This window comes from Halolamina salina, from assembly GCF_054653455.1.
In genome coordinates this window covers 165,061-184,631 of record NZ_BAAIGE010000002.1, presented here as the reverse complement: position 1 = coordinate 184,631, position 19,571 = coordinate 165,061, and the positions used below count along the sequence as shown (strand labels likewise).

Genomic DNA, 19,571 nt, shown 5'->3' with positions numbered 1-19,571 from the left:
TCAGCTCCGGAGTAGCAGCCACCCGCCCGCGGCGACCGAGACAGCTTCGAACAGCCGTTCAGTGCCGGGGTTCGCCGGGTACGACCGCTGTTGGGACTCCTCGAAGACGACGTAGTACTCGCCGTCGACCACGAGCACCTCGTTCGCGTCCTCGATCGGCTCGTCGGTCGTGACCGATCCTGTCTCGATCGCGGTTCTCGCCGGCTCGGAGACCTCCTCGTGTGCCACGTCCGCCAGCGCCGTCGCCGGATCGACGCGCTCGACGCCGAGTTCGACCGTCACCCCGACGGACTCGTTGGCGTCGACGAACGTCGTCGAGCGTCGGTAGATCTCGTCGGCGAGCATCACGTACTCGTCGTCCCCGGTCCGGGTGAGTTCGCCGGCCGCCGCCGGGTCGGAGACGTCGACGATGCTGGGGTTCACCCCCGTGACGTTGCCGTCGATGGCGCCGCCGTCGTAGAAGCACCGCCGGGTGAACTCGAACGAGCGGTCGAAGCAGTCGATCCCCTCGACGTCGTGGACGTGGCTGCCGTCCGGAGTATCGACCGCCAGTTTCCCGTTCTGGGTCGAGAGCTCGGCCGTCTCGTAGCGGTAGTCCGGCCCCGTCACGTCGAGCGGCGGGGCCCAGATCGGCACCGCGATCAGCAGGACGGCGACCGCGACCGTGAGTTCGCGTCGTGTTGGAGGGCGCATGGGGGGAGCCAGCGCCGGACGACGGAAAAATCCGGTCCCGGCCTAATCGTCGCCGGCCGCGACGTTCGGCCCGGTGTCGACGACGCCCTCCTGCCAGCGGCCGAGGTTGAACCACGCGGCGCCGATGACGAACGTGATCACGCCCGAGAACGCCATCGCCCACCAGAGCCCGGCGGCGTCCCACGCGAGGTAGTACGCCAGCAGCCACGCGACCGGGATGCGGAACAGCCAGCGCGAGGCCAGCGAGAGCGCCATCGCCTGCGCGGTCTGCCCGGCGCCGCGGAAGCCGCCCTGGATCACCATCAGCCCGCCCATGAACGCCCAGAACGGCGCGATGATCCGGAGCAGGACGACCCCGGCGTCGATCACGGGCTGCTCGTCGATGAACAGCCCGACCGCCGTCGCCGGGTAGACGAACGCCAGCGCCCCGGCGGCGAACAGGAACACCATCGTCGCCGCGGTCGCCTTCCACGTCACCTCCTCGGCGCGCTCGGGCGTGTCGGCGCCGAGGTTCTGCCCGACGCCCGTGGCGGTCGCCTGCCCGACCGCGCCGGAGACGGTCCACGAGACGGACATCAGCCGGATTCCGATCCCGTAGGCGGCGGTCGCGATCGGCCCGAACCGGGCGACCAGCGCGGCGAAGAAGACGGCCGCAAAGGAGCGCGCGAGCCCGTCGCCGGTGCCGGGCGCGCCGATGCGGACCAGATCCGTGAGCACCTCGCGATCGGGTTTCAGGTCCGGAAGGCGGAGTCGGACGCCCCAGCCGCCGTGGAGCAGGACGCCGAGCCCCACCAGCGCGGCGAGCACCCGGGAGATCAGCGTCGCGATCCCCGCCCCCCGCACACCCATCGCGGGGAAGGTGATCGTGCCGACGATCGGCGCGCCCTCGACGAGCGTCCAGCCGAGAATCAGGAACGGGTCGAGGATCACGTTCACGCCCGCAGAGAGGACTACCAGCCACATCGCCGTCCGCACGTCCCCCGCGGCGCGCAGGACCGCGCGGAACGCGAAGAAGAGGAAGGTGAAGGGAATCGCTGCGAGGATCGGTTCGAGGTAGTCCATCGAGTAGGTGAACACCTGCCCCTGCGCGCCGATGAGGCTCACGAGCGGGTAGCGGATCGTGAAGCCGATCGCCGCCAGCGCGAGGCCGACGGCGACGGTCAGCAGCACGGTCTGCCCGACCGCGTGGTCGGCTTTCCGGCGCTCGTCGGCGCCGACGTACTGCGACACCAGCGCGACCGCGGCGGCGGTGATCCCCATCGCGACCGAGACGAACATCCACGAGGTGGGGAACATCAGCGACACCGCCGCCACCGCCTCCGCGTTGACGCGCCCGACCCAGAACATGTCCGCGAGGTTGTAGAGAGTCTGGACGAGGTTGCCGAGCACCAGCGGCCACGAGAGCGCGAACAGTTTGGGCGTGATCGCGCCGGTGGTCATGTCGACGCGGGCGTCGTCGCTCACGGGGGTGCGGTGGGTTCCGGGGGGCGATAAATCCCGCCGTTGCGGTCGAACTGGTGGGGTTCTCTCGTTCCGAATCCGGCTGTGCGGTGGCGCGAAGCGGGCGCGGCCCTGTGCCGCGCCTCAGCGCGAGGGACGACCGACTGAGCGAAGCGAAGGAGGGAGTCGGCTGGGGAGGCGTGTGGGCTGTGCGGTTTCGGGTGGGACTGAAAGGGGCTGTCCGCTCGGCGAAGCACGGCGACGCAAGCACCGCAGCGAAGCGAGGAGCGCAGCGAGCCGCGCGAGCCGAGCGGGCAGGGGCTTTCACGGTGTTGCTGACCCTGTTCATCGCACTGTCTCTGAGACAATCTCGTACGAATCCCGGCACACACAGCCCGCTCCCGAACCCCTTTCTCCCACCCCTCACCACACGTCCCCGTGAGCTACCCCATCGCCCGCTACCTCGGCATCGACAGCACCGACACGCCCACCTTCACCGTAAACGACACACTCGCGTATCTCGCCGACACCACCGGCACACCGCAGGTCTACCGCCTCGACGAACCCGACAGCTACCCCGAGCGCCTGACCGCCCACGACGAGCGCGTCTCGTTCGTCGACGCCTCCCCCACCCGGGCGGAACTGATGTTCGGGATGGACGAGGGGAGCAACGAGCGCGACCAGCTCTACCGCTACGACCTCGCGACCGGCGAGGAGCACCAACTCACCGACCAGCCCGAGGCCAAACACCTCTGGGGCGGGTGGGGACCCGACGGCGAGCAGTTCGCGTTCGCCGCCAATCGGCGGCAGGGCGACACGTTCGACGTGTACGTACAGGGCCGCGACGCGGAATCGGCCGACCTCGTCTGGGAGGGGCCGGGCGGTTTCGTCGGCGTTGCGGCGTGGCACCCCGACGGCGACGCGCTCGTCCTGCAGGAGTCGAACTCCAGCGCGGATCAGGTGCTCTACTGGCTGGACATCGACGGCGGCGACGCCGAACGCCTGACCGACGCCGACGAGGCGGCGCGCTACCACCACGTCGCGTTCGGCCCCGACGGCGACCTGTACGCGGTGACCGACTACGGGGCGGAAACGGCGTACGTCGGCCGGATCGACCCCGCGGAGCGCGGCGATCGAGGGGTCGAGAGCGTCGAAACGGTCGAGCCGGGTCACGACGACTGGAACGTCGATTCGCTCCAGATCGACGCCGACAGCGGCCGGGCGGCGTACACCGTCAACGTCGACGGCTACTCGGAGACGTACCTCGGCGCGCTCTCAGACGACGGGAGCGAGATCGTCGATACCACCCAGCCGGACGTCCCTGAGGGCGTCGTCGCCGGCGTGGAACTCGGTCCCGACGGCGAGCGCGCGGCGATCGAGTTCAGCGCCGACGATCACCCGCACTCGGTGTACGTGGCCGGGACAGAATCCGGCGACACCGAGCGCTGGACGGCTCCGGGCACGCTCGGGATTCCGGAGGATCGGTTCCTGCGCTCCGAAACCATCCGCTACGAGACGTTCGACGGGCGGGAGATCCCCGCCTACTGGACGCTCCCCGAAGGCGTGAGCGAGGACGGCAGCGACGGACAGGTGCCGGTGATGGTCGACATCCACGGCGGCCCGGAACACCAGCGCCGGCCGTGGTTCTACCCGACGAAGCAGTACTTCCTGAATCAGGGGTACGCGGTGCTGGAGCCGAACGTCCGCGGCTCCTCGGGCTACGGGAAGACGTACACCCACCTCGACGATCAGGAGAAGCGCCTCGACTCGGTGAAAGACATCGAGTACGCGGTGAACTGGCTGGAGCGCCAGCCCGCGGCGGACACCGACCGCCTGATCGCCTACGGGCGCTCCTACGGCGGCTTCATGGTGCTCTCGGCGATCACGCAGTACCCCAATCTCTGGGCCGCCGCGGTGGATTTCGTCGGCATCGCGGACTTCCAGACGTTCCTCGAGAACACCGGCGAGTGGCGGCGCGAGCACCGCGCCGCGGAGTACGGGAGTCTGGACGATCCCGAACTGCTGGAGCGCATCTCGCCGATCCACGACGTGGACGAGATCCAGTGTCCGCTCTTTATCCAGCACGGCGCGAACGACCCGCGCGTGCCCGTGAGCGAGGCCGAGCAGATCGCTGAAGCCGTCGAGGCGCGGGGGATTCCGGTGGAGACGTGCATCTTCGAGGACGAGGGCCACCACACGACCGATCGGGAGAACCTGATCGAGGAGTTCGAACGGATTTCGGCGTTCTTGGAGGAGCACGTCTAAGTCGGTGGCTTTTCGAAGGAAGTGAGGAGATCCGACCGTACCGCGACCCCGAACAGCGACAGCGGCTCGATCGTTGACCACTTGCGACCGCACCGCCCCGCACAGCCCACGAGCCTCCCCAACCGATTCGCTCGTTCGCTCCGCTCACTCGCTCATCCCTCGCGCTCGGTCGGCGCACGGAGGCGCCGACGCTTCGCGCCACCGCACAGCCAAGCGGGAAACGGACGTGTCGGGACTGTTCTACTGTCGATCTACCACCCGGCGTCGATATCGCTTTTGAGCGCTTCGAGAATCTCCTCGGTCCCGTGGTCGATCACCTCGGCGACCGCCTCGGGGTCGGCGTTGGTCGGATCGCCCAGCCCGCCGAGGTCGGTCACGCGGTCGAAGTAGCCGTAGCTGGCCGTCTCGGGCATCTCTTTGGCGTTCTGTGGCTCCTTCTTCCCCTCCTTCACCAGATCCGGGCGGTAGTGCTCGATCACGCTGGTCTCGTGGTCGCCGGCGTGGCCCCAGCCCTCGCCGAACACCTCCTGCAGGCGCTCGCGGGCGAAGTCCGTCCAGTGGACGAAGTGAGTCGGGAGGTCGTACTCCCGGACGAGCCGGTCGGCCGCGTTCGATAGCGGCTCGCGGTTGCCGCCGTGGCAGTTGACGATCACGAACCGCTCGACGCCGTGGCGGGCGAGGCTGGCGCCGATCTCGACGATCGCGTCCTCGTAGGTCAGCGGGTCGAGCGTGATCGTCCCGGGGAAGTTCATGTGGTGCTCGCTCATCCCGTAGGGCATCGTCGGCAGGCGGACGAACTGCAGGTCGTGTTCGTCGGCCGCGTCGATCAGCTCCTCGGTCAGGTGCTCGGCGCGGAGCGTGTCCACCGAGACGGGCAGGTGGACCGAGTGCTGTTCGACGCTCCCCGTCCCCAGGAGCGCGGCGTCGGCGTCGGCGAAGGCGTCCTCGGCGTCCTCCCACGTCATCGTCGTCAGGTCGTCGTCGGTCTCGGGCATACGTGGCCGTGGGGCGGGCCGGGGCAAAGAGCTACGGGGACGGGCGACCCGCCCGCACCTTCTTCGGGCCGGGCGCCCGAGCGGCGGTATGTCCATCGACGCCGACACCGAACGCGAGATCGCCCGGCTCTGTCGCCGGGTCGTCCGCGAGGAGAACCTCCCCGGACTGAGCGTCGCGGTCACCGACGCCGACGACACCCTGTTCGCCGAGGGGTTCGGCTCCCGCGACCTCGCGGGGAACCGCCCCGCGACCCCCGAAACGCTGTACGGGATCGCCTCCTGTACCAAGTCGTTCGCCGGCGTCGCACTGCTGCAACTGGCCGAGAGCGGGATCTGTAACCTCGACGACCCCGTCTCCGCGTACACTCCGGTCGAGTTCGAGGAGCCGGAGCCGACGCTACACCACCTGCTGACGCACTCATCGGGGCTACCCTCGCTCGGCGTGAGCGAGACGCTGCTCGCCCGGCGGCTGCGGCTCCCGGATCCGAACGTGCCGCTGGGCGATATCGAGGACTTCTACGCCCACGTCGACGGCGCCGACGCCGAGCGAACCGACCCGCCGGGCGAACGCTTCGCCTACTGCAACACGGGCTACGCGCTGCTGGGCGAGACGGTCGAGTCGCTGACGGGCAAGCCGTTCGAGGAGTACGTCGCCGAGCACGTGTTCGAGCCGCTAGGGATGGAGCGCTCGACGTTCGACGACCACGAGTTCTCGATGGCCGACGACCACATGACCCAATACCGGCAGACCGAGGACGGGCTGATGGCGTCGTCGCTCCCGACCCGCGACATCGGCGCCGCGACGGGCGGCATCCTCACCTCGGTCTCGGAGATGGCGCAGTACCTCCGCCTCCACCTGAACGGCGGGGCGGCCGCGGGCGAGCGCCTGCTCGACGCGGAGACGCTCGCGCGAGCACACGAAGGGTACATCGACGTGCCGGGCACCTCTCCCGGCCGCGAGGGGCCGGACCGCCAGTACGGCTACGGCTGGTTCCGGGACGAAGGGTTCCTCGGTGATCGAACGCTGCTCGGCCACTCGGGATCGATCACCGTCTCCTCGGCGTATCAGGGGTTCCTCCCCGACGAGGGGGTCGGCGTCGCGCTGGCCGCGAACACCTCGCCGGCGTTCCCGCTGGGCGTCGTCGGCGAGGGCGTGCTCGCGACGGTGCTGGACGAGGATCCGGCGGAATCCGTGCCGTTCTTCCGCCTGCGCCGGCGCCACCGGCGACTCGCCGGGGAGTACAGCGCGTACGAGGGGGTGATGGGCGCGACCGTCGAGCGCGACGGCGCCACGCTCCGCGTGGACTTCGACCACCCGCTGAAGGACGGCGAGGCGGTACTGTTCCCGGCCGAGCCGGACGAATCCGACAGCCGGGACGCCGACGCAGTGTACCAGTACGAGACCGTCGATTCGGCGGGCCGGCGCGAACCGGTGGAGTTCCGAGTCGAGGACGGCGAGGCGTCACTACTGATCGACCGGTGGCGGCTGCGAGAAGCGCGCTGATTCGCGACCGGAACGCAGTTCTGTATCGTAGTATCCGATTTATCGGTTCGACACCTCGATCCGGTGCCACCCGGTGAAACGCACGAGAACAGTCCGAACACGTGGACTATCGGCCGAACTACTCCGTCGATTCCACGATCACGTCGCCGACCATCCCCATCCGCTCGTGGGGCTCGCAGACGTAGTGGTACTCGCCGGGCACCTCGAAGGTGAACTCGTAGGTGTGGCCCGTGTTGTGGATATCCGGCTCGCCGCCCCAGTCGGCGTCGGCGGGCTGGTCCCTGACGACGACGTTGTGGTTGGCCGATCGCCAGCGCCACTGGACCCGGGTGCCGGCCTCGATCCGGAGCGGTTCGTCCGTCCCCGGAGTGAAGACGGTGTCCCCGCTGGGACCGACCTCGACGACCGGGCCGTCGAAGCTGCTGGTCGGGGTCGCGTCGTCGCCGGAACAGCCGGCGAGTGCCGTCGCCGACGCGATCGCTGCGGTGCCACGGCGGAGGAACGCACGGCGTGAGCGTCGCATACGCGAGCGTGAGCGCGCGCGAGGAACATGTCTTCCGATCCCGGAGCGCGAAACGTTTAGGCCGGGGAGCAGTGTACTGCCGGTAGCGAATGGAACTCATCGTCACCGAGAAGGACAACGCGGCCCGTCGCATCGCGGAGATCCTCAGCGACGGCACCGCCGACGCCGAGCGGGTCAACGGCGTCAACGTCTACGGCTGGGGGGGCACGCGGGTGATCGGCCTCTCGGGCCACGTCGTCGGCGTCGACTTCCCGCCGGAGTACGACGACTGGCGGGACGTCGAGCCACACGAACTCATCGACGCGCCGATCGACACCGAACCCACGCAGGAGGCGATCGTCGCCGCGCTCCGGCGGCTCTCCCGCGACGCCGACCGCGTGATCATCGCGACCGACTACGACCGCGAGGGCGAACTCATCGGGAAGGAGGCGTTCGACATCGTCCGCGACGTCGACGAGTCGGTACCCATCGAGCGCGCGCGGTTCTCCTCCATCACCGAGAACGAGGTGCAGGAGGCGTTCGCGAACACGGGCGAACTCGACTTCGACCTCGCGGCCGCGGGCGAGGCGCGCCAGACCGTCGATCTGGTGTGGGGCGCCGCGCTCACTCGGTTCCTCTCGCTCTCTGCGGGCCAGCTCGGCGAGGACTTCATCTCCGTCGGCCGAGTGCAGGGGCCGACGCTGAAGCTGCTGGTCGACCGGGAGCGCGAGATCCAGGCGTTCGACCCCGACGACTACTGGGAGCTCTTCGCTGATCTCACGAAGGACGGCGGCTCCGGCTTCGAGGCGCAGTACTTCTACCTCGACGAGGACGGCAACGAGGCCCGCCGGATCTGGGACGAGGCCGCCGCCGAGACCGCCCACGAGGCGCTCGCCTCCGCCGACGGCGCCGCCGTCGAGGAGGTGAACCGACGGACCCGGACCGACGAGCCGCCGGCGCCGTTCAACACCACGCAGTTCATCCGTGCGGCGAGCTCGCTGGGCTACTCCGCCCAGCGCGCGATGAGCATCGCTGAGGACCTCTACACCGCCGGCTACATCACCTACCCGCGGACGGACAACACCGTCTACCCGGACGATCTGGACCCCGAGGAGCTGCTGGAGGCGTTCCGGGAGACGTTCTTCGGCGACAGCGTCGAGGAGCTGCTCGAACAGGACGAGATCTCGCCGACCGAGGGCGACGAGGAGACGACCGACCACCCGCCGATCCACCCGACCGGCGAGATGCCGACGGATCTGGACGACGACGAGTGGGAGGTGTACGAACTGGTCGTGCGACGCTTCTTCGCGACCTGTGCGCCCGCGGCGACGTGGGAGCACCTGCGCGTCGTCGCCGGCGTCGAGGGCGAGGTGTCGCTGCCCGCCGGCGGCGAGCGCGGCCTCTCGCTGAAGGCAAACGGGAAGCGCCTGCTCGAGGAGGGGTACCACTCAGTGTATCCCTACTCCTCGGCCGACGAGACCGTAGTGCCGGACGTGGCGACCGGCGAGGAGTTGGCGGTCAGCGACGTGCATCTCGACGCGAAGCAGACCCAGCCGCCGCGGCGCTACGGCCAGTCGCGGCTGATCGAGACGATGGAGGATCTCGGGATCGGCACCAAGTCCACCCGCCACAACACCATCGAGAAGCTGTACGACCGCAACTACGTGGAGGGCGACCCGCCCCGCCCCACGCAGTTGGCCCACGCGGTCGTCGAGGCCGCCGAGGAGTACGCCGACCACATCGTCAGCGAGGAGATGACCGCGCAGTTGGAGGCGGACATGCGCGCCATCGCCGCCGGCGAGAAGGGGTTCGACGAGGTGACCGAGGAGTCCCGCGAGATGCTGGAGGCGGTGTTCGAGGAGCTACGGGAGTCCCGCGAGGAGGTCGGGGACCACCTGCGGAAGTCGATGAAGGCCGACAAGATCCTCGGCCCGTGTCCGGAGTGCGGCGAGGACCTGCTCGTCCGGAAATCCCGCTACGGCAGCTACTTCGTCGGCTGTGACGGCTACCCCGACTGCGAGTACACGCTCCCGCTCCCGTCGACCGGCAAGCCGCTGATCCTCGACGAGGAGTGCGAAGAACACGGCCTGAACCGCGTGAAGATGCTCGCCGGACGGAAGACGTTCGTCCACGGCTGCCCGCTCTGCAAGGCCGAGGAGGCCGACGCCGAGGCGGACCGGGTCATCGGCGCCTGTCCGGAGTGTGGCGAGGAGCACGGCGGCGAACTCGCGATCAAGCAACTGCGTTCGGGCTCGCGACTGGTGGGCTGTACGCGCTACCCGGACTGTGACTACTCGCTGCCGCTGCCCCGCCGCGGCGAGATCGAGGTCACCGACGAGGAGTGCGAGGAGCACCACCTCCCGCACCTCGTGGTCCACGGCGACGACGACGAACCGTGGGAACTGGGCTGTCCGATCTGTAACTACCGGGAGTTCCAGGCCCGCGAGGCCGACTCCGAACTGGAGACCGTCGAGGGGATCGGCGAGAAGACCGCCGAGAAGCTCGAAGAAGCCGGCGTCGAGGACGTCGAGGGGCTGAAGGAAGCGGACCCGGACGAACTGGCGTCGAGCGTCGACGGCGTGAGTGCGGGGTCAGTGCGGGACTGGCAGGCGAAGGCGGATTAACTCCGAGCTTTTACTCGTCGGGTGGGCTTCGCCCACCACTCCTCGCAAAAGCTCGGCCAAAAGGGCGCTCACTCGCTTCGCTCGTTCGCGAACAGCGTCGGTGTCCACGAAGGACTAGCAGTTCAACCGCAGCGCACCGCTACTCTCCCACGCTCTCCTCGACGATCTCGATCTCCTCGTCGGTCAGCCCGTACAGTTCGTACACGATCTCGTCGATCAGGTCGTCGGTGCGCTGGATCTTCGCGTCCAGTTCGTCGGCGCGCTCCTTCGTCTCGCGGTACCGTTCCAGTCCGTCAGCCACGTCGTCGACACGCGGGAGGGTGAGCGCGCGCAGGCGATCCACCAGCGAGTTCGTTTTCGTCGCCGTCTCGCGGAAGCCCGCGAAGCCGCCAGCCTCGTCGACGGCGACGGGGACGAACGCCGCGATCAGGTCGGCCTCGGTTTCGGTGAGGTCGGTGATCCGCAGCGCCGGCAGGAGATCGGTCTCGGTGTACCCCCACTGGTCGGTCTCGTGGGCGTCCTCGTCCTCGGGCTTGTACCGCGCAGTGAGGCGGATCTCCACCGTCGACGACGACTCGCGGACGACCTCGCAGTCGCCGACCCGGAGGTTCGGCTTCTGTTCTGCTGTTTGTTGGAGGATGGAGTCGGCGGCGTTCTCCGGGGGTTGGGTGAGGCCGATATCGGCGAGGGTCTGGCCGTCGTCGTAGGAACCGAGGTGATCAAGGAGATTGAGGTTGAGACTGTCCAGACGTGAATTTGCTTTGAGAATATTACTAGCAGCAGCAGATAGTAATTCGTCGGCAGTATGATTTTCATCTCCGAGACCATTCAGGGAGGATGATGGCTCAATAGAAGGATTCTGAGCCAGTTCTTCACTCGATGGGATGCCAAACGGGTACAGATAATCTCTTTTGAAAGTAAAGTAGCCACCTCGGAGTGCATACCCCGTCCTAGAGATGAAGAACCAGAGGAGATTACTATTTAGAAGTGCCAGCAGAGTTTCCTCCTCGATATCGACATTATCCCTCAGCAGAACACCATATACCTTGGTTTTATGATAAGTACTGTCACGATCCAGTGTGAAGTTCCCACCGTATCCAATTTCAGGAGTGAGGATTTTTTCTTGTTCGAATTTTGTTAGATTCTTGGGATAGACGTAGTCATACCACCTCTCGTGATCCATCTTTCCACCCTCCCTGCTTCGGAGCTTCTCCTCATGCTGCTTGAGATATTCATATGTGTTTGGGTAATTAGAAGCAAGTTCGGAACTGGAGATGAATTCTGCTGATGCGTCACCTTGGTCACCCCGAATTCGATAGGGGAATATGACCCGCCTATCGGTGCTAATTGATGCGTATCTATCCACATCTTCTCCTTTAAGGAATGGCTTTAGAATCTCCGACTCAAGTCGATACACCTCCCCATCTTCCTGGCTACGTACTAACTCATATTCCCCATCACTTCCTTCAGAGTTCATTAAGTAGACACTATCAGCGCTAGTCTGAAGACCAACATATACCTCAGCGATATCCTCCAGAGTCAAAGATTGTGCTTCAATAGAGTCCAGAACTTCAGTCTCCTGCTTCGAATTAAATACCCAAGATGATTCGTCATAGTCAGAAATTCCACGGAATTTATCTTGGTCTACGTTAAGGAGCTGGTCGGGAGAGAGCCGGGCATATTGAAAACTCTCTGTGGGAGTTTTTGAGAGAACCAAGATACAGGTATACACGGAAGCGCCGTCAAATACCTGCTCATGACCGAACGATACAATCTTTCTGAGAGAGTCATCCCCAGAGATGAACTGTCGAAGTCCCTTACCAGAGTTATTTCTGAAGAACTTGTGTGGCTGAATGAAACCTGCATATCCATCCCCTAGTAGCTGATACGATTTCTCAGTAAAGCAAACATACAGGTCGAAATTTCCAGTAGGGGACACATATTTATCAGAAATGTATGTAGCGAGGCGGGGAGAATTCGAACGTATATTCTGGATTCGCACATACGGTGGATTCCCGACAACCGCATCGAACCCAGCCCCGTCCTTTCGCTCCCCATCCATCCCAAAGAACACCTCAGGGAACTCCAGTTCCCAGTGGAAGAACTGCTCCTCCTCGGCCATCGCCTGCGCCGTCGTGTACCAGTCTTCGCTCTCGATCTCGGCCCAGTCGTCGGTGTCGTCGATGGCGTTCGCCATCTCCTTGTACGCGCCGTCGGGCACGTCGAGGTCGAAGCGCTCGGCGGTGTGGACGTTCGCCATCGCGAACAGGCGCTTGTAGAGGTCGTCTTCCCGGATCTCCTCGTAGAGATCCTCCATCCGCTTGGCCTGATCGACGGTGCGGTTCTCGATGTCCAGCAGGTCCTCCACGAGCTCCATCACGTGCTCCAGCGCCTGCCTGCGCGTGCGGCTGAAGTCGTCGAACAGGGTTGCCTGCTCCGTCCCGCTGGGTTCGTCCGTCCCGAGCACTTCCGAGATGTCGCTGCCGACGAGGGAGTTTCCGGACTTCAGGTGGTGGTCGAGGAACGCCAGCGGCTCGTCCGGGGCGAGCGTTTCCAGCCACATCGAGAGTTTCGCCAACTCCGTCGCCATCCCGTTGACGTCGACGCCGTAGATGCACTCCCGCGAGATGGTGCGCCTGATGTGCTTCTCGTCCCGGCCCTGCTCCTCCTGCTCGCGAACGACCTCCATCACCTGCTCGGTCAGGTAGCCCGTCGCCTTCGTGAGGAAGTGGCCCGACCCCATCGCGGGATCGAGGATTCGCAGGTCCTGCACGGCGCCGTAGAACCGCCCGAAGTACGCTTGGTCCGTCGGATCGAGGCCGTCCTCCCGAAGGTCCTCGCGAATCTCCTCCAGTAGCGGGTCGATCGTCTCCTCGACGATGTAGCTCACCACGTAGTCCGGCGTGTAGTACGCGCCCGTGGCCTTCCGCTCGCCCTCGTCGTTGACGACGTACAGTTCACCCTCGTCGACGGTTTCGACCGTATCGTCGTCGACCTCCGTCGCCGGCTTCCAGACCTGTCCGCCGTCGGCGCCGACCGCCGCGTAGTCTTCCGGCGCGATGCGGAACTCGTGTTCCAGCAGTCCCTCGTAGATCGTCCCGAGGTGGCGCGTATCGAGGTCGGCGTAGTCCGCCAGCGCGAACGATCCGTCCGCCGTCTCTGTCGTGCCGAGGCGATAGATCACCTCCGCGATGTAGCGGTCCGCGACCGCGTTCTCGGCGAGGAACTGGTGCTGCTCGCGGTCGAACAGGCCGCCGTTGTACGCCGAGATCCCCAGCGACTCCTCCCCGGCGTCGACGAGGCGGAACAGGTCCTGAAGCTGGGACCAGATGGTGCGGGAGTGCTCGCTGTAGTCGTCGAAGCTGTCTCCGCTCTCGATGCGGTCGTGAACGTCCAGCCGAATCTCGTCGAGGCTGAAGTTCTCCCGGAACTCCGCCCGGTCTTCGGGATCGTCGGGATCGATCAGATTGCGTGACTCGGCGTACAGCACGAACATCAGCCGGTAGAGCAGGACCAGCGACTGCTCTTTCAGCTCCGCCAGCGCCGCCTCGTCGTCCGGGTCGATGTCGAGATCGTTCGTCTCGACGAACCCCTCCCCGAGCACCCGCAGCGCGGTGAACACGTTGTCCTGCAGGTCCTCCCCGAGCTCCTGTGCGGCCGTCTCGCTCTCCGACCAGACCGTTTCGAGGAACGTACTCCCGCCGACCTCCCGGAACGCCTCGGGGCGGAAGAAGAGGTAGAAGTACTTGAACTCCTGCAGGTCCCCGGACTCCAGTATCTCCGGGAGGTCGACCTCGTAGTACGTCTCGGTCGCGTAGTCCTTCGTCCCGTAGAGCCGCCACTTCTTTCCGTCGGTCAGAATCCCCCACTGGAGCGACTCGGGCGTGTGTTCGAGGTAGTACTTCACCTGGTGGGACGCGTCGCGATACGATCGCTGTTCGCTGAACCGTTGGGTGAAGTCGGTGTCCCACTGCTTCGCTTCGAGCAGCGCGGCCGCACGCCCGAACGCGCCCGAGAGCTGCCCGTCCTGCTTCATCGACATCGCCTCCCGCCGGTCCGCGGCGTCGGGGTAGAGCACGCGGTCGATGTACCCGCCGGTGTCGGGTAGCGAGGTCTCCTGAATCGTGTCGTACCCCAGCGCGTCGAGAACCGGGTCGATCCACGACCCCAGCAGCGTGTCCTCGTTGTAGCCCGCGAGGAGTTCCCCTTCACCCTCCCAGAGCTCCCGGAGCTCCTCGAACACCGCCTCCGCCTCGTCGTCGCAGTCCCATTCCTCCAGATCGTCGACGCGCTCCTGCAGGTAGTAGCCCGAGAAGAGGTCCGAATTACGGTAGGGCGTGCTACCGAGCGTCGATTGGCTCATAGCTACGACTCCTTCCGAGGTGACAAGAAACTACGGGAGACGCCACCGGAGCCGTCACGCGGTTGCCCGGCACGAGCGAGCGTACGGGGGAGCCGCGACCGTCGCCGGGAGGGAACCACGGTCCGCGCCCTTTTTAGCCGGGGACCGAACATCGGACTCTATGACCGGCCCGTGGGCAGAGTGGGACCACGTTCTGAAGGTGGACCCCGACAAGGAACTGGTGGCAGGCGAGACGTTCGACGACGTCGCCGCGACGGGCACCGACGCGCTCGAGATCGGCGGGACGATGGACGTGACCAGCGAGAAGATGCAGCGGGTCGTCGACGCCTGCGCGGCCCACGACGTGCCGATCTACCAGGAACCCTCCAACCCCGGCGTCGTGATCGACCACGACGCGCTCGACGGCTACCTCGTCCCCACCGTCCTGAACGCCGGCGACCCGTTCTGGATCACCGGCGCGCACAAGGAGTGGGCCCGGATCGACGACGACCTCGACTGGGCCAACACCCACACCGAGGCGTACGTCGTCCTCAACCCCGACGCCTCCGTCGCCGAGTACACCGACGCCGACTGCGACCTGACCGCCGCGGACGTGGCGGCCTACGCAGGCGTCGCCGAGCGGATGTTCGGGCAGGAGATCGTCTACCTCGAGTACTCCGGCACGTACGGCGACCCCGAAACCGTCGCCGCCGCGGCCGACGAACTCGACGACGCGACGCTGTTCTACGGCGGCGGCATCCGCGACTACGAGAGCGCCCGCGAGATGGGCGAACACGCCGACACGGTCGTCGTCGGCGACCTGCTCCACGACGAGGGCGTCGACGCGGTGGCCGAGACCGTCGACGGCGCGAAGGACGCCTAAACCGTCCAGTCCTGCACCAAGAGCCGGTCGCGCTCGCCGTCGAACGCGACGTACAACTCCCCGGGGTAGGGCTCCGGGAGCGGGGTCGCACCGTCCAGCCGATCACGCAGCGCCGCCAGCGCGTCCGACTGGGGCTTGCACTCGTCGTAGACGTCGTCGCCGCGTGCGTCCCGGAGGATCTCTCGCTGGGAATCGGGAACGTCGCGCAGGTCGAGGAGGTACTCCTCGGCGAGGTGGGCCCGGAACGCCGCCTCGTCCTCGGCGACGTGCTCGACGGTGATCTCGTACGTCCGCCGCCGGATCGTCCGGGTCTGCTCGCCCGGGATCTCGACGCGGACAGCCCGGTTCTCCCACTCGACCCACGTCGTGTTCCCGATCAGCACCGAGCCGTCGCCGCCGTCGGGGTACGGGACCGAGTGGTTCCGGACGGTGAACTTCTTGATCGGCGCCCCCGCTTCCGGCCGGTCGGGGACCGCCATCCGGAACGCCCGCTGGTCGTTCGCGGGCAGCTCCGCGAACGGCACGAGCACAGCGTCGGTGGGGGTCTGTCCCGACCGCCACTTCGCGGAGAGCTCGAACGCCGGGACGTCGGTGGTGTCGACCTGCTCGCTGTAGGCCCGGTAGAACGCGCCGTCGTGGCGGACGAGCGTCGGCTCCTGAAACGGCGACGGCTCGTAGGTGCTCAGCCGTGTGCCGTCGTTCTCGACGGCGTCGGCGGCGGCGTCCTGCTGGCGGTCGACCAGCCAGCCGTCGAGTTCGGCGACCGGGTCGAACGACCGAACGTCGACGGTGACGCCCGAGCTACACGCCCTGCCGGCCATCCCGAGACAGCCGCCGGTCAGGAGCGAGGCCGCCAGCGCCAACGCGCCGCGTCGGTGGAGGGGCATAGCGGGGAACGAAGCGCCCCCGACATACTTCTTTCGTCAGCGTCGGGCACGGCCGCTCGGCCAGTTCCGCCCCCGAAACGCGGTGTTTAAAGACGCCCCGAGCGAACGCTCGTCCATGCAGGACCGAACCTACGCGGCGGACGTGGACGCCGGCGAGTCGGCCACGGTGGCCGGCTGGGTCCACGAGATCCGCGACCTGGGCGGCATCGCGTTCCTCATCCTCCGGGACAAGAGCGGCAAGCTCCAGATCAAGCTGGAGAAAGACGAGATGGACGACGAGCTGGTCGAGACCGGGCTGAACGTCCACCGCGAGTCGGTGCTCAAAGTCGCCGGCGACGTGAAGGAGGAGCCGCGCGCGCCGACCGGCTTCGAGCTCGTGCCCGAGTCGATCGAGGTCGTCGCCGAGGCCGACCCCGAGCTCCCGCTCGATCCCTCCGGGAAGGTCGACGCCGAGCTCCCGACCCGACTCGACAACCGCACGCTCGACCTTCGCAAGCCGGAGGTCAAGGCGATCTTCGAGATCCGCGCGGAGGTCATGCGCGCCGCCCGCGAGACGTTCCGCGACCTGAACGCCACCGAGATCAACACGCCGAAGATCGTCGCCACCGGGACGGAGGGCGGCACGGAGCTGTTCCCGATCACCTACTTCGGCGAGGAGGCCTTCATGAACCAGAGCCCCCAGCTGTTCAAGCAGCTGATGGCCGGCTCCGGCCTCGAGACGGTGTTCGAGATCGGCCCGATCTTCCGCGCCGAGGAGCACAACACGCCGCGACACCTCAACGAGGCGACCTCCATCGACTTCGAGTCGGCGTTCGCCGACCACCACGAGGCGATGGACGCCGCCGAGGAGATCGTCGTCTCCGTCTACGAGGCCGTCGCGGAGAACTGCGCGGAGCAGCTCGACCTGCTCGGCTACGACGACTTCGACGTGCCGGAGGGTGACTTCCCCCGCCTGAGCTACGAGGAGGCGATCGAGCGCATCAACGCCACCGGCGAGCTCGACGAGCAGCTCGTGTTCGGCGACGACCTCTCGACGGAGGCAGAGCGCGCGCTCGGCGAGGACGTGGGGACGTTCTACTTCATCACCGGCTGGCCCAGCGAGATCAAGCCGTTCTACATCAAGGATCAGGACGACGACGACTCGCTCTCGACGGGGTTCGACATGATGCACCCCCGGATGGAGCTCGTCTCGGGCGGGCAGCGCGAGCACCGCTACGAGAAGCTGGTCGAAGGGTTCGAACAGCAGGGGCTGGACCCCGAGCAGTTCGAGTACTACACCAAGATGTTCAAGTACGGCATGCCGCCCCACGCCGGCTGGGGGATGGGCGGCGAGCGGCTCGTGATGACGATGCTCGGACTGGAGAACATCCGCGAGGCCGTGCTGTTCCCGCGAGATCGCCAGCGCCTCTCGCCCTGAGAGGCGCCCGCGGCGAGCGGGAGCCAGAGAGACGAGCGGAGCGAGTCTTCTCGTGTTCCCGCGAGATCGTCAGCGTCTGAGTCCGTAGGACGAAGACCTGACGAGACGCGAGACGGAGTCTCGCGGAATCGCCAGCGCCTGAGCCCCGAAGGGCGAACGGCGAAACGCCTCCTCACTGATTTTCTGCGAACGTCGCAACCGAACCGCGAAAACGGGTCGCCAACTACTCCGTGTCGGCGGCGTCCACGTCGGTATCGGCGATCTCCTCGTCGACCTCGCCCGTGTCGTCCTCGTAGTACTCCTCGGTCACCGTCACCCGGGCGCGCTTGATGCGCGTGGTGTCGACCTCCTCCACCCGGATGCGGATGCCGTCGTACTCGATCGTCTCGCCCTCCTCGACCAGCCGGCCGGCGCGGTTGAAGATGAAGCCGGCAAGCGTCTCGAACTCCTCGCCTTCGGGGAGGTCGACGCCGAGTTCCTCGTTCACCTCGTCGATGTTGACCTCGCCGCGGATCAGCGCGGTGTCGTCGTCGACAAACTCGATGGCCTGCTCCTCGTCGCCCTCGAGGATGTCGCCGACGATCTCCTCGACCATGTCCTCCATCGTGAGCAGCCCCTCGGTGGTGCCGAACTCGTCGATGACGATCACCATCCGGAGGCGGTTGTCCTGCATCTCCTCGAGCAGCTCGTCGACGTTCTTCGACTCGGGGACGTGTAGCGTCGCCTGAACGAGATCCTCGAGCACCGGGTCGCCCTCGCCGTAGTGGGCCGCTCGCACCAGATCGCGGATGTTCACGACGCCGATGATGTTGTCGAGGTTCCCCTCGTAGACGGGGATGCGCTCGTGGTCGGACTGGATGCACTCCTCGATCGCCTCCTCGACGGTGGCGTCTTTCGGCACCGCGGTCATGTCCAGCCGCGGGGTCATCACCTCCTTGGCGATCGTCTGGTTGAACCGGAAGATGCGCTGGAGCATCTCCCGTTCCTCCTCGTCGATGACCCCCTCGCGCTCCCCGGTCTGGATCATGTTCTGGATCTCGTCACGGGTGACGTAGGAGTCCTCGATCGCCGAGCCGCCGCCGGTGACGCGGTTGATCACCTGCGTCAGGTAGTCGAAGACGACGATCAGCGGGAGCAGCAGCCGCTCGGCCCACTTCAGCGGACGGGCGATCCGCAGCGACCACGACTCGGTGTTCTCGACGGCGTAGGACTTCGGAGCGCTCTCGCCGAACAGCAGCACGACCGTCGTGATCCCGAACGTCGCCGCCAGCACCGCCTGCCCCTCCGAGAGGTAGAAGCCGAACAGCCACGTCGCGATCGAGGACATCGCGACGTTGGCGATGTTGTTGCCGACGAGGATCGTCACCAGCAGCCGGTGGGGGTCGGCGAGGAGGTCCTGCACCAAGTTCGCGCCGGGGACCCCCTCCTCGACGAGCGAGTCGACGCGGTGGCTCTCCAGCCCGAACATCGCGATCTCCGAGGAGGAGAAGAAGGCGGAGAACCCGATGAGGACGACCAGCATGGCGACGCCGAACACCGTCTTGGCCTCCTGTCCGAACGCCGGTAGCTGCAGAACGCCCCTGCTAAGGGCGAAGGTGACCGTGGGAAGCAAGCCCATTTCCCGTCGTGATTATTGGGCATCCGGATTAAGCGTTCCCCTCCCGTGTGAGACCCGCCGGTTTCCGGCCCGCTCGGGGGCGTGCCACCAGTGCCGTCGCCGACGACTTTAGGCGCCGGGCGTCCGTAGCGTGAGCCATGTCCGAGGACCCACCGATCACGCTCTACCGGCTCCAGGCCTGCCCGTTCTGCGAGCGGGTCGTCCGCAAACTGGACGAGTACGGCCTCGACTACCAGTCGCGGTTCGTCGAGCCGATGCACTCCGACCGGGACGTTGTCAAGCGCATCAGCGGCAAGCGCTCGGTGCCCGCCATCGTCGACGAGAACACCGGACTCACCATGTCCGAGTCGGGCAACATCGTCGAGTACCTCGAGAAGACCTACGGGGGTGAGGCCTGATGG

Annotated in this window: 13 protein-coding genes; 6 read left to right on the top strand and 7 right to left on the bottom strand. The window is 66.5% G+C overall.

Annotation, left to right across the window (positions count from 1 at the left end):
• Both ACYQZ5_RS01290 and ACYQZ5_RS01285 read right to left on the bottom strand, forming a co-directional pair.
• On the bottom strand, positions 1–693 hold the full coding sequence (locus ACYQZ5_RS01290; protein WP_379731025.1) for a DUF8127 domain-containing protein: 693 nt from the start codon (positions 691–693) through the stop codon (positions 1–3).
• A 42-nt stretch (positions 694–735) separates the two neighbouring features.
• Positions 736–2,157: an MATE family efflux transporter gene (locus ACYQZ5_RS01285; protein WP_459844868.1), complete on the bottom strand. Its 1,422-nt coding sequence runs from the start codon at positions 2,155–2,157 to the stop codon at positions 736–738.
• A 414-nt stretch (positions 2,158–2,571) separates the two neighbouring features.
• Between ACYQZ5_RS01285 and ACYQZ5_RS01280 the strand changes: the two genes are divergently transcribed.
• A complete protein-coding gene (locus ACYQZ5_RS01280; protein ID WP_379730605.1) occupies positions 2,572–4,398 on the top strand; it encodes a S9 family peptidase in 1,827 nt (608 codons plus the stop codon).
• 251 nt (positions 4,399–4,649) lie between these two features.
• Here the strand turns inward: ACYQZ5_RS01280 and ACYQZ5_RS01275 are convergent, their stop codons facing one another.
• Positions 4,650–5,393 (bottom strand): creatininase family protein, encoded by a 744-nt coding sequence (locus ACYQZ5_RS01275; protein ID WP_379730604.1) that lies wholly within the window; start codon positions 5,391–5,393, stop codon positions 4,650–4,652.
• An 88-nt stretch (positions 5,394–5,481) separates the two neighbouring features.
• Between ACYQZ5_RS01275 and ACYQZ5_RS01270 the strand changes: the two genes are divergently transcribed.
• Positions 5,482–6,897 (top strand): serine hydrolase domain-containing protein, encoded by a 1,416-nt coding sequence (locus ACYQZ5_RS01270; RefSeq protein WP_379730602.1) that lies wholly within the window; start codon positions 5,482–5,484, stop codon positions 6,895–6,897.
• Positions 6,898–7,015: 118 nt separating this feature from the next.
• On the opposite strand, the gene ACYQZ5_RS01265 is transcribed toward ACYQZ5_RS01270, so the two are convergent.
• Complete coding sequence (locus ACYQZ5_RS01265) at positions 7,016–7,420, bottom strand: plastocyanin/azurin family copper-binding protein (protein ID WP_379730601.1); 405 nt, start codon at positions 7,418–7,420, stop codon at positions 7,016–7,018.
• An 89-nt stretch (positions 7,421–7,509) separates the two neighbouring features.
• Here ACYQZ5_RS01265 and ACYQZ5_RS01260 point away from each other — a divergent pair, with 89 nt between their 5' ends.
• Positions 7,510–10,023, top strand: coding sequence for a DNA topoisomerase I (locus ACYQZ5_RS01260; protein ID WP_379730600.1), 2,514 nt, complete (start codon positions 7,510–7,512; stop codon positions 10,021–10,023).
• A gap of 139 nt (positions 10,024–10,162) precedes the next feature.
• On the opposite strand, the gene ACYQZ5_RS01255 is transcribed toward ACYQZ5_RS01260, so the two are convergent.
• Positions 10,163–14,386, bottom strand: a complete 4,224-nt coding sequence (locus tag ACYQZ5_RS01255; protein WP_379730599.1) for an Eco57I restriction-modification methylase domain-containing protein — start codon at positions 14,384–14,386, stop codon at positions 10,163–10,165.
• Between the two features lie 160 nt (positions 14,387–14,546).
• On the opposite strand from ACYQZ5_RS01255, the gene ACYQZ5_RS01250 reads away from it, so the two are divergent.
• On the top strand, positions 14,547–15,248 hold the full coding sequence (locus ACYQZ5_RS01250) for a phosphoglycerol geranylgeranyltransferase (RefSeq protein ID WP_379730598.1): 702 nt from the start codon (positions 14,547–14,549) through the stop codon (positions 15,246–15,248).
• Here the strand turns inward: ACYQZ5_RS01250 and ACYQZ5_RS01245 are convergent.
• Positions 15,245–16,135, bottom strand: a complete 891-nt coding sequence (locus ACYQZ5_RS01245) for a hypothetical protein (RefSeq protein ID WP_379730597.1) — start codon at positions 16,133–16,135, stop codon at positions 15,245–15,247. The two genes, ACYQZ5_RS01250 and ACYQZ5_RS01245, sit on opposite strands and share 4 nt — an antisense overlap.
• A gap of 115 nt (positions 16,136–16,250) precedes the next feature.
• Here ACYQZ5_RS01245 and aspS point away from each other — a divergent pair, with 115 nt between their 5' ends.
• Positions 16,251–17,552 carry an aspartate--tRNA(Asn) ligase gene (gene aspS, locus ACYQZ5_RS01240; protein ID WP_379730596.1) on the top strand — a complete coding sequence of 434 codons (1,302 nt, stop codon included), beginning with the start codon at positions 16,251–16,253 and terminating at the stop codon, positions 17,550–17,552.
• A gap of 223 nt (positions 17,553–17,775) precedes the next feature.
• On the opposite strand, the gene ACYQZ5_RS01235 is transcribed toward aspS, so the two are convergent.
• Positions 17,776–19,170 carry a hemolysin family protein gene (locus tag ACYQZ5_RS01235; RefSeq protein WP_379730595.1) on the bottom strand — a complete coding sequence of 465 codons (1,395 nt, stop codon included), beginning with the start codon at positions 19,168–19,170 and terminating at the stop codon, positions 17,776–17,778.
• Between the two features lie 137 nt (positions 19,171–19,307).
• On the opposite strand from ACYQZ5_RS01235, the gene ACYQZ5_RS01230 reads away from it, so the two are divergent.
• Positions 19,308–19,568 (top strand): glutaredoxin family protein, encoded by a 261-nt coding sequence (locus ACYQZ5_RS01230; RefSeq protein ID WP_379730594.1) that lies wholly within the window; start codon positions 19,308–19,310, stop codon positions 19,566–19,568.
• Positions 19,569–19,571: the final 3 nt, after the last annotated feature.